Below are 10286 nucleotides of genomic sequence, written 5' to 3'. Positions count from 1 at the left end.
TGACGCCGGATCAGCGTCATCGTGGCCAGGCGGACCAGCTGCTGGCCCATCGCAAGGCGGTCTATCAAGCCGCCCGGGCCGCCAAGCCGCAGCGCTGGGCAGGCGCCGTGCGCCATTGGGATCTTGAAGAGGTGGTGTATCTGAACCCCGAACGAAAGGAGGCTTTGCCGGCCGCGATGCCACGTGCTGCATGACTAATTTGGCGACAACTACCTTGACACATACCGTTCGCCAAAAAAAGTAGGCAAAAAAAGGCGACCCGGTGATCGCGCCCTCGCTGCGCGAGGGTCCCCGTGCCGTCGACGCCTGAAGCGGAGCGCGGCTAAACTCGCTCCGCTGCGCTGCGCTCAGACAGACGCCGCACCTTTTCCGCTTCAGGCATCGCCGTCACGGCGCGCTCAACGGGACTTCACTGCAACTGCAACTGCAACTGCAACGGCATTCCAGCTTGCCCCTAAAGCCACGCCTCCACCCTGCCCCGGCGAGGCCAGCGGCCGACCTCAAAATCCCCTTTAACCCCTGTCAACCGCCGCCACGCAATAGCGCGCAATCGCCCCCAGCACCTCGCTGTCTTCCCCCACCGCGGCAGCCACGTTGATCTCCAGCCCTGGATGATTGCTGCGCAGCTCATCGATCAGCAGCGGCAGGTCGCGCAGCACATGGCCGCCCTGCCCCAGAAAAACCGGCACCACCGACACCCTGGTACAGCCTTCGCCCGCCAGCCTGGCCACGACTTCCGGTAGGCGCGGCGACATCAATTCCAGGAAAGCCAGCGACACCTCGGTGTCGGGCAACCGGGTGCGGGCGATGTCGCGCAGCTTTTCAAACGGCACGGCCCAGCGCGGATCGCGTGCGCCGTGGGCAAACAGAACCAGTGCATTTTTCATTTAACGCCTTTCAATCCACTTCAGGGTCAGCAATGCGGCAAGCAGGAACAGCACGCTGGGCAATACCGCGGTGGCGAACGGTGGCCAGGTGTTGAGCATGCCGATATGAGAGAACAGCCGGTTGATCAGCTGGAAGCTTACGCCGATCATGATGCCGGCAAAGATCTTCAGGCTGACGCCGCCTGCGCGGAAATGCAGATAGGCAAAAGGCAGCGCCACTGCCATCATCACGAACACGGCAAAGGGATAGCTCAGCTTGCGCCAGTACGCAATCTCATAACGCTCGGTGCGCTGCTTGTTCTCTGCCAGGTGCTTGCTGTACAGCGCCAGGTCGGCCGCGGACATGCGCTCCGGGTCGGCGAACAGCACGGAAAGAATCGATGGCGTGATTTCCGAAACCAGCGGCATCCTCTCGCGCTGTGTGGTCGACACCGCAGTGCTCAGGTCCAGCACCCGCGTGCCGTTGCGGGTCGCGGCTTCGGGGAAGCGGCTTTCGGTGACCTTCTGCATGGTCCAGGTATTGTTGCCGGAATAATCGGCGCGGTCGGCGATGATGTAATTGACCAGATGGAAGCCGCGGTCGAATTCATAGATGCGCAGATTCAGCAACTCGCCGGTGGGCCGCATTTCCCGCACGTTCAGGAAGCGGGTGCCGATCACATTGCCGGATACGCCGTTGTCGCGTATGACGTCCTTGGCCCACAGGCCGGAACGGAATTCCTGCGATACCGCGGCGCCCTTGAAGCCAAGCTTGAGTTTCTGCCCGAGCTCGGTCGACTTCGGCGCCACGTACTCGCCAAAGACAAAGGTCAGCAGCGCGAACAGCACGCCTATCTTGGCCAGCATGGCAGCCGCCTGGCGCGTGGAAAGCCCGGATACCCGCATGATGGTGAATTCGGAACGGGAAGCCAGCTGGGCCAGCACATAGATGGTGCCGATCAGCGCGGCGATCGGCATCAGTTCATAGGCATAGCCGGGCATGCCCATCAGCACGAACAGGAAGGCGTGCTGCAGCTTGTAGCCGCCGGAGCCAACCGACTGCAATTCGCTCATCACATCGAAGAAGGCAAACAGCGCAAGGAAGGCTGCCAGCACGAAGACGCTGGCGCGTATGATCTCGCCGGCCAGGTAGCGTTGCAGTATCTTCATGCGGTGCGCCTGTAGAAAACCATGCGCTTGAAGGCGTTCCAGTAGGCCAGCGGATGATGGCGGCTATTCATCAGGATGCGCCAGGAAAAGAAAAACGCCACCAGCAGCGCGCCAAGCAGATGCAGCGGCCACCAGCTCACCATCAGCGCCAGCTTGCCCTGCGCCACCGCGGCCTGCATCACGCTGACCATGTTGCTGTAGACGATGAAGACCAGAAGCGCCAGCAGCAGGTTGGCCGAACGGCCGCCGCGCGGATTGACGAAGCCCAGCGGAATCGCGAGCAGCATCAGCACCACGCCCATGATGGGCAAGGCGATGCGCCACAGGATCTCGCCGCGGTTCTGGTTGGTGGGATTGGCAATCAGGTCGCCCAGCGGCAGCGCACGCGCCGAATTGTCGCCTGCGTCCACCTGGTTGCTGTTGGCGATCAGCACGCCGTAGCGTTCGAACTGCATCAGCTGGAATTCCGGTTCCGAAGGCGTGCCATCGTAGCGGCGACCATCGTTCAGCACCAGGAACTTGTCGCCGTTCGCATCGATTTCGGTACGCCCCTCGGCCGCCACGATCACGCTGGACTTGCCGTTGCGCATGCTGCTGATGAAGACGTTCTTCACGTTGCTCACATCATCGGCCACGCCTTCGACAAAGAATACCCGGTCGGCCGAGGAAGACTCCTGGAAGCGCCCGGGCGACACCCGGGATATGTCCTCGCGCTGCTCGAAGCGCTTGCGGAACTCGGTGCTCTGGCGATTGGCCCAGGGCGTGACCGCCAGGCTCAGCATCGCCACCACCAGCACCAGCGGCAGCGCCACGGTCAGCACCGGCCTGATCCAGGCGGTCAGGCTCATGCCGGAGGCGAACCAGACCACCATCTCGGAATCCTGGTAGGTGCGCGTCAGCACCAGCAGCACGGAAATGAAGCCGGTCAGGATCAGGATCACGGGCAGGTAGTTCAGCGCCGCGAATCCGAGCAGAGCCACCACATCCTGGGACGCGACCTTGCCGCCGGCAGCCTGGCCGAGGATGCGAATGAGCATGACGGTGATGGTGATCGAGAACAGGGTGGTGAAGACGGCGCCGGCGGAGCTGATCAGTTCGCGACGTAGAGCGCGTTGAAAAATCATTCGATACTATAATTGCGTGGACTAAAAAGGAGAATCCATGGACTTTAGCATAAAAACATTCGACGCCAAGACCAGCCTGGCGCAAGCAAAAACCGGCGTCATGGTGGTCGGGGTTTTCGAAAACAAGGTGCTGACGGCTGCCGCCGCCGGACTTGACGGCGACGGTGCCATCAGCGCCGCCGTCAAGTCCGGCGACATCACCGGCAAGCCCGGCAGCATGCTGCTGCTGCGCGGCCTGGCCGGCATCGCCGCGGAGCGGGTGCTGCTGGTCGGCCTGGGCAAGGAGGCGCCAGTCGCGCCCAAGGACTTCAACAGCGCATGCCAGGCCATCGCGCGCACCCTGTCGACCCTGGGCGCGGCCGATGCGCTCATCTCGCTGCCCTGCGACCAGGTGCGTGAACGCGAGACTGGCTGGGCAGTCCAGGCGCTGGTGCTGGCGCTGCGGGAATCGCGTTACCGCTTCGATGAAATGAAGAGCAAGAAGGAACCGGCCCCGGCCGGCGTGCGCAAGGCTGCGCTGGTGCTCGACGCGGCCGCCGCCGCACCGGCGCGCGCGGTGCTGGCCCAGGCAGTGGCGCTGGCCAACGGCATTGAGCTGACCAAGGACTTGGGCAACCTGCCGCCGAACGTCTGCACGCCGACCTATCTGGCCAATACCGCCAAGAAGCTGGCCAAGCAGTTCGGCTTCGGCGTCGATGTGCTGGACCGCAAGCAGATGGAAGCGCTGAAGATGGGCAGCTTCCTGTCGGTGACCAACGGCACCATGGAGCCGCCGAAATTCATCGTGCTGAAGCACATGGGCGGCAAGACGCGGGAAGCGCCCACGGTCCTGGTCGGCAAGGGCGTCACCTTCGACTCCGGCGGCATTTCGATCAAGCCCGGCGCGGCCATGGATGAAATGAAGTACGACATGTGCGGCGCCGCCTCGGTGCTGGGCACCTTCCGCGCCATCGGCGAGATGAACCTGAAGCTCAACGTGATCGGCGTGATTCCCGCCACCGAGAACATGCCGTCGGGCACGGCGACCCGTCCGGGCGACATCGTCACCTCGATGTCCGGCCAGACCATCGAGATCCTCAACACCGACGCCGAAGGCCGCCTGATCCTGTGCGACGCGCTGACCTATGTAGAACGCTTCAAGCCAGCGGTGGTGGTTGACATCGCAACGCTCACCGGCGCCTGCATCACGGCACTGGGCCATCACAATGCCGGCCTGTTCACCCGCCACGATGACGCCCACGATGCGCTCGCCGACGCGCTGATCGCCGCCGGCAAGCTCAGCGACGATACCGCATGGCGCATGCCGATCGAGGACAGCTATCAGGAGCAGCTGAAATCCAACTTCGCCGACATGGCCAACATCGGCGGCGCCCCTGGCGGCAGCATCACCGCTGCCTGCTTCCTGGAGCGTTATACCAAGGCCTATACCTGGGCGCACCTGGATATCGCCGGCACCGCGTGGAAGAGCGGTCCGGCAAAGGGCGCCACCGGCCGCCCGGTGCCGATGCTGACCACCTTCCTGATCAACCGGGCGCAAGCGGCACGCTGATCGCGCCGATAACAGGCTCCAAGCCAGCGCCGGCACCTCCAGGGGAGGTCCGGCGCGTTTTATTTCAATGCAAGGAATGGGAACGCAATGAAACTCGCTACCTGGAACGTGAATTCCCTGAAGGTGCGTCTGCCGCAGGTGCTGCAGTGGCTGGCCGACAGCCCGGTCGACGTGCTGTGCCTGCAGGAGACCAAGCTGACCGACGACAAGTTTCCTGTCGCCGAGATCGAGGCGGCAGGCTATGCGGTTGCCTATACGGGCCAGAAAACCTATAACGGCGTGGCCATCCTGTCGCGCCACCCGATGACCGATGTGGTCAGGAACAACCCGCTGTTCCCCGATGAGCAGCAGCGCATCATCGCCGCCACGATCGAAGGCATGCGCATCGTCTGCGCCTATGTGCCGAACGGCCAGTCGGTCGGCTCGGACAAGTACGAGTACAAGCTGCGCTGGCTGCTGGCCCTGCGCGAATGGCTGGCGTCGGAACTGGCCTTGCATCCGCAGCTGGCGCTCCTGGGCGACTACAACATCGCGCCGGCCGACGGCGATGTGCATGACCCGGCGGCATGGGCCGGCTCGGTGCTGGTGTCGGAGCCGGAACGCGCGGCATTCCGCAGCCTGTGCGAGCTGCAGCTGGCGGACGCCTTCCGGCTGTTCGACCAGCCCGAGAAGGTGTTCAGCTGGTGGGATTACCGGCAGATGGCCTTTCGCCGCAACATGGGCCTGCGCATCGACCATATCCTGCTGTCGCCGCCGCTGGCCGGCCGCTGCACCCGCTGTGTGATCGACAAGGCGCCACGCAAGTGGGAGCAGCCGTCCGACCATACGCCGGTGATTGCCACGCTGGACTGACACGCACAGGCAGGGCGGCCTGCCCTGCCTGCGGCTGTGACAACGCTACAGCGTGATCTTCTTGTGCTCGCCCAGGTCGCGCGGCGCCTTGCCGGTCAGCGCCGACTTGGCCAGCGCGTACAGCTGGGTCATCTTGCTGGAATGGGTGTCCCAGTATTCGGCGCTGTCGATATGCACCTTGATCAGCGACAGGTGCGGATCCTCCTTGCCGCCATCGAACCAGGCCGCCACCAGCGGGCTCCAGAGCTCATCGATCTTTGCGCGGTCGCGGGTCAGTTCGGCATGGCCGGCGATGGACACATAGAGGCTGTCGTCGGGATCGGAGAAACTCACATTGATGCGCGGATGTTCAGCGAGATGGCGCACGAAATCGGTGACATCGGAAGTGAAGAACCAGAGGTTTCCCTGGTCGTCCACCTGCTGGCAGGTCATGGGCCTGGAGGACAGCTTGCCGTCCGGATCCAACGTGGTGAACATGCCGAATTTCACATCCTTGATCTTGTCCTGCAGGTCTTGCAGCTGGGTAGTAGCGGCATGGCTCATGGTGCATCCTCTTCTGTTGGAAAGTGCCGCGGCGGTTGCCGTCGGCATGGCGCACCATGCTAGGCAGGCGCAGCGCCGTTGTCGGTGCGCCAACTCACATAGGTCGCGGCCAACAGCATGGCGGCATGGCTGACGTGTCGTTTTGATAGCGGCTACAATGAGCCGCGCCTGACGCAGGACATCCCTCTCATCTTTACCCTAGGAGCAAGCATGAATTCACGCTGGATCGACATCGACACCAACAACGGCAATGCGTTTCGCGGCTACCTGTCGCTTCCGCCCAAGGGCAGCGGTCCGGGCATCGTGCTGATTCAGGAAATCTGGGGCGTCAACAGCCACATCCGCGCCGTGGCCGACCAGTATGCGCTGGATGGCTATGTGGTGCTGGCGCCGGACGTGTTCTGGCGCCTCAAGCCCGGCGTCGACCTGACCTATGACGACGCCGGCTCGGCCCAGGCCTTCGACTACATGAAGAAGCTGGACTTCCCGATGGCGGTTCAGGACCTGACCCAGGCCGTCAACCTGTTGCGCGGCATGCCGGAAGTCACCGGTGGCGTGGCATCGCTGGGTTTTTGCATGGGTGGACTGCTGTCCTATCTGTGCGCCGCCAATGCCGGCGTCGACGCCGCAGTGTGCTACTACGGCGGCGGCATCGACGGCCAGCTCAATCAGGCTGGCAAGGTCACCTGCCCCATTCTCTTTCACTTCGCGGAGAAGGACCATTACATCACCAAGAGCGCCGTCGATGCGGTGAAGGCAGCTTTCGGCAACGCAAAGAATGCAGTGATCGAGACCTATCCGGACGTGGACCATGGCTTCAATTGCTGGGAACGGCCTTCCTACGATCAGAAGGCTTCCGCAGTGGCGCATGGCATGTCGCTGTCTTTCCTCGGCAAGGTGCTCTGAGGACGAAGCCTGCGCGCTAAAAACGCGCTGGAAAATGAAAAGGGCAAGGCCATCAAGGTCTTGCCCCTATCAAGAATGCGGGCGGATGCCGCCTGCCCTGCGGTTTCGGGTCAGCCCGGGAACAGCTCGTCGTCCAGGCCCAGATGCCGACGGTCGCGCGCTTCTTCCAGCGCATGGCGTCCGACGATGCGCTTGCGCATGATTTCCGCATGCTGCTGCGGCGTCATCGGCGGCATTTTCATCAGGTCTTCCAGACGCGCTGCATTCTCTTCATTATTTCTCATTATTCCGTCCCCAGATGAAACGCGTACGCCGGCATGCGGTGCCGGCGCCGTACTGCAAGCTGCTTAGCGCTTGGTGATCATCGGGGTAAGCAGCGCCCCGATCACCAGTGCCACGCCAGCCGAAATGGCAATGGTCTTCCATGGATTCTCATGCACATAGTCGTCAGCGGTGCTGGCCAGTTCGCGGCCGGTCTTCATCGCCGTATCCTGCATGTCGCGGGCGCCCGTCAGCGCATTGTCCAGCAGTCGCATGCCTTCGGAGCGCAGCGCTGCGGCCTTGTCGGACGACGCGGTGGTAGCAGCCTTGAACAGATCCTGCGCGTCCGACACCAGGGATTTGAGTTCGCTGCTTGCTTTATCGGCGTAATTGTCGACCATCTTCTAGCTCCTTTGTTGTGGGTGAGGTGCCGTCGGCACTCCGGCGGCGCATTGCTGATTTATAAACGAATGCGCCGTGGGAGTCGGTACGCTGCCGAACATACCATGCGGCCAGTTCCGACCCGATGCATGCAGTAAGGCAACGCGACTTTGTTGCGAACGCCCATAGGTTAGCTTGTCAACAACCCGCCGTCCAGCACCAATCCACCCTGCCGGCCTCAGACATGGGCTGCGACATGGCATGCCTGCAGCACTGGCGGCAGCGCGGCGTCGTTGCGCAGGCAGGCGCTGGCGGCGCATGCGACACGCCGCTTGAGCACGATATAGGCGTCAATCCGGTCCAGGCGCGGGTCCATGCGCTGCGACAGCATGTACAGCGCCTCCTCTGACAGCGCGCAGCGGTGGACTTGCCCGTCCACCTTCACGGTAAAGATCGTGCAAGTGCGTGACTCGCTGACTTCCGCTTGCGTGACATTCATGCCTGTCTCCCATGAAAATTTCTGCTAATCCGTGCCGTAAATCATTTCCCGCACCATCGGATAGGTCTGCTGTGTCCAGCGCCGCCCGCTGAAGACGCCGTAATGGCCAACGCCAGCCTGCATATGATGCGATTTCAAAAATGCCGGAATGCCGCTGCACAGGTCATGCGCGGCCATGGTCTGTCCCAGCGCGCAGATATCGTCGCGTTCACCCTCGACCGTGAGCAGCGCGGTGCGCCGTATCGCCTCTGGCCGCACCGGCCTGCCCTCGAAGCGCAGTTGGCCGCACGCCAGTGCCGCATGCTGGAAGATGTCGCGTATGGTTTCCAGGTAGAACTCGGCCGGCAGGTCCAGCACCGCGAAATATTCCGCATAGAAGGCCCGCGTTGCCGCCGCCCTTTCCAGCTCGCCATTGGCCAGGTCGCGGTACAGCCCGCGAAACGCTTCCATGTGGCGCTCCAGGTTCATGCTCATGAAGGCAGTCAACTGCATGAAGCCGGGATACACCTCGCGGCCGGCGCCGCGATGGCGCTGCGGCACGATGCCTATCATGTTGCGCTCGAACCAGCTGTAGGGCTTGCTGATGGCAAGCCGGTTGACTTCGGTGGGACTGATGCGCACGTCCACCGGGCCGGCCATCAGCGTCAGGCTGCGCGGCGTGGCCGGATGGCCGTCCTCGGCCATGATGGCCGTGGCGGCCAGCGCCGGCACGCAGGGCTGGCAGACCGCCAGCATGTGCGCGCCCTCGCCCAGCACGCCAAGGAATTCGATCAGGTAGCGGGTGTACTGGTCCAGCCCGAAGGCGCCGGCCGACAGCGGCACATCGCGCCCATTGTGCCAGTCGGTGATATAGACGTCATGGTCGGGCAGCATGGTGCGCACGGTGTCGCGCAGCAGGGTCGCGAAGTGGCCTGACATGGGCGCCACCAGCAGCACGCGCGGCTGGGGCTGGGGCTGGGGTTGGCGTTCCGGCTGGCCATCGGCGCCTTCCTTGGCAAAGCGCAGCAGCGTGCAGAAGGGCAGCACGTGAATCTTCTCTTCATGCACCAGGACCTCGCGCGCCGCCGCGCCGCTGCCCAGCGTGGTGCGCTCTATCCCAAAATCGGGGCGGCTGTGCGTGACCTGCGCGCTGGCGAACACGGCGCAGGCAGCGGCGATGCGACGTGCCGCAGGCAATTCGGCCAGCCATGGCTGATGCATTGCCTGGGCCGTGGCCTCGGTGTAAAGACGCAGGTGCGCCATCAGGTCAGCCTGCGCCTGCCATACGTGATACTTCATGCGGGCTCCGTGACTGTGCGGGGACAAGCCTGGGGCTAGCAAGGAACGCGCCATTGTCCAAAGCCGCAGGCGGTGGTTCTGGCATGCGGCTTGCGTGATTTTTGCCGAGCCCAACCAACCCAAGGATGGCGACATGCAAGCAGCCACGCTTACCATCACCAGCAAGAACTATTCGTCATGGTCCATGCGCGGCTGGCTGCTTGCCAGGCTGTCCGGCCTGCCGTTCGAGGAAATCATGATTCCTTCCGATGACCCGGCCACGCGCGCGGAAATCCTGCTGCTGGCGCCGTCCGTGCTGGTCCCCTGCCTTCGCCATGAAGGCATTACCGTATGGGACACGCTTGCCATCGGCGAATACCTCAATGAGATCAGGCCCAGCGCCCGCCTGCTGCCGACGGAGCGCAAGGCGCGCGCCCACTGCCGCGCCATCTGCGGCGAAATGCATTCGGGCTTTGCGGCGCTGCGGTCGGCATTGCCGATGAACCTGAAGGCCAGCTATAGCGGCTTCCGGATATGGGCCCGCGCCCAGGCCGACATCGACCGCATCGCCGTCATCTGGCGCGAGTGCATCAACACCTACGGCGGCCCCTATCTGTTCGGCCGGAACGTCTGCATGGCAGATGCGATGTTTGCGCCGGTGGTCACGCGCTTCCTGACGTATGGCGTGGAACTCGATGCGGCATGCCGCGGTTATTGCGACACCGTCATGGCGCTGGAACCGGTGCGGGAGTGGGTGGACGCGGCGCTGGCGGAGCCGGAGGAAATCGATGAACTGGAAGCGGAATTCTGACGCACTTCAATGGCTGGCCGGATGCGCAGGCAGCCATGCCAGACCTGGCTGGAATCGGGATGAGAGG

12 protein-coding genes and 1 pseudogene are annotated in these 10286 nt (G+C 63.4%); 5 read left to right on the top strand and 8 right to left on the bottom strand.

What is annotated here, in order from left to right; translation table 11 throughout:
• Window positions 1-194: pseudogene (locus IGW04_RS06420) on the top strand (hypothetical protein); the annotation flags it as partial.
• Between the two features lie 318 nt (window positions 195-512).
• Here the strand turns inward: IGW04_RS06420 and IGW04_RS06415 are convergent.
• Genes IGW04_RS06415 through lptF form a run of 3 tightly spaced genes read right to left on the bottom strand, consistent with a single transcriptional unit; the run spans window position 513 to window position 3160 of the window.
• Window positions 513-887, bottom strand: a complete 375-nt coding sequence (locus IGW04_RS06415) for a sirohydrochlorin chelatase (protein WP_194712217.1) — start codon at window positions 885-887, stop codon at window positions 513-515.
• Window positions 888-2036 (bottom strand): LPS export ABC transporter permease LptG, encoded by a 1149-nt coding sequence (lptG, locus tag IGW04_RS06410; RefSeq protein ID WP_194712216.1) that lies wholly within the window; start codon window positions 2034-2036, stop codon window positions 888-890.
• Entirely contained in the window at window positions 2033-3160 is a 1128-nt protein-coding gene (lptF, locus tag IGW04_RS06405; RefSeq protein WP_194712215.1) for an LPS export ABC transporter permease LptF, read from the bottom strand. Before lptF ends, lptG begins: the two co-directional genes overlap by 4 nt.
• A gap of 37 nt (window positions 3161-3197) precedes the next feature.
• Between lptF and IGW04_RS06400 the strand changes: the two genes are divergently transcribed.
• A complete protein-coding gene (locus IGW04_RS06400; protein ID WP_194712214.1) occupies window positions 3198-4709 on the top strand; it encodes a leucyl aminopeptidase in 1512 nt (503 codons plus the stop codon).
• 87 nt (window positions 4710-4796) lie between these two features.
• On the top strand, window positions 4797-5561 hold the full coding sequence (gene xth, locus IGW04_RS06395) for an exodeoxyribonuclease III (RefSeq protein ID WP_194712213.1): 765 nt from the start codon (window positions 4797-4799) through the stop codon (window positions 5559-5561).
• A gap of 45 nt (window positions 5562-5606) precedes the next feature.
• On the opposite strand, the gene IGW04_RS06390 is transcribed toward xth, so the two are convergent.
• Window positions 5607-6104, bottom strand: coding sequence for a pyridoxamine 5'-phosphate oxidase family protein (locus tag IGW04_RS06390; protein ID WP_194712212.1), 498 nt, complete (start codon window positions 6102-6104; stop codon window positions 5607-5609).
• 210 nt (window positions 6105-6314) lie between these two features.
• Here IGW04_RS06390 and IGW04_RS06385 point away from each other — a divergent pair, with 210 nt between their 5' ends.
• On the top strand, window positions 6315-7010 hold the full coding sequence (locus IGW04_RS06385) for a dienelactone hydrolase family protein (protein ID WP_194712211.1): 696 nt from the start codon (window positions 6315-6317) through the stop codon (window positions 7008-7010).
• Window positions 7011-7120: 110 nt separating this feature from the next.
• Here IGW04_RS06385 and IGW04_RS06380 read toward each other — a convergent pair whose 3' ends face one another.
• The 4 genes from IGW04_RS06380 to IGW04_RS06365 all read right to left on the bottom strand — a co-directional run bounded on the left by IGW04_RS06380 (window position 7121) and on the right by IGW04_RS06365 (window position 9429).
• On the bottom strand, window positions 7121-7294 hold the full coding sequence (locus IGW04_RS06380; protein WP_194712210.1) for a hypothetical protein: 174 nt from the start codon (window positions 7292-7294) through the stop codon (window positions 7121-7123).
• Between the two features lie 63 nt (window positions 7295-7357).
• Window positions 7358-7672 (bottom strand): DUF883 family protein, encoded by a 315-nt coding sequence (locus IGW04_RS06375; RefSeq protein WP_194712209.1) that lies wholly within the window; start codon window positions 7670-7672, stop codon window positions 7358-7360.
• A gap of 218 nt (window positions 7673-7890) precedes the next feature.
• Entirely contained in the window at window positions 7891-8151 is a 261-nt protein-coding gene (locus tag IGW04_RS06370) for a hypothetical protein (RefSeq protein WP_194712208.1), read from the bottom strand.
• Between the two features lie 24 nt (window positions 8152-8175).
• Complete coding sequence (locus IGW04_RS06365) at window positions 8176-9429, bottom strand: polyhydroxyalkanoate depolymerase (RefSeq protein ID WP_194712207.1); 1254 nt, start codon at window positions 9427-9429, stop codon at window positions 8176-8178.
• 133 nt (window positions 9430-9562) lie between these two features.
• Between IGW04_RS06365 and IGW04_RS06360 the strand changes: the two genes are divergently transcribed.
• Window positions 9563-10219, top strand: coding sequence for a glutathione S-transferase family protein (locus tag IGW04_RS06360; protein ID WP_194712206.1), 657 nt, complete (start codon window positions 9563-9565; stop codon window positions 10217-10219).
• Window positions 10220-10286 lie beyond the last annotated feature (67 nt).

It is taken from the genome of Noviherbaspirillum soli (assembly GCF_015352955.1).
Classification (GTDB): Bacteria; Pseudomonadota; Gammaproteobacteria; order Burkholderiales; family Burkholderiaceae_D; genus Noviherbaspirillum_A; species Noviherbaspirillum_A soli.
Note: the sequence above shows the minus strand (reverse complement) of the source record. Positions and strands in the feature narration are given on the sequence as shown.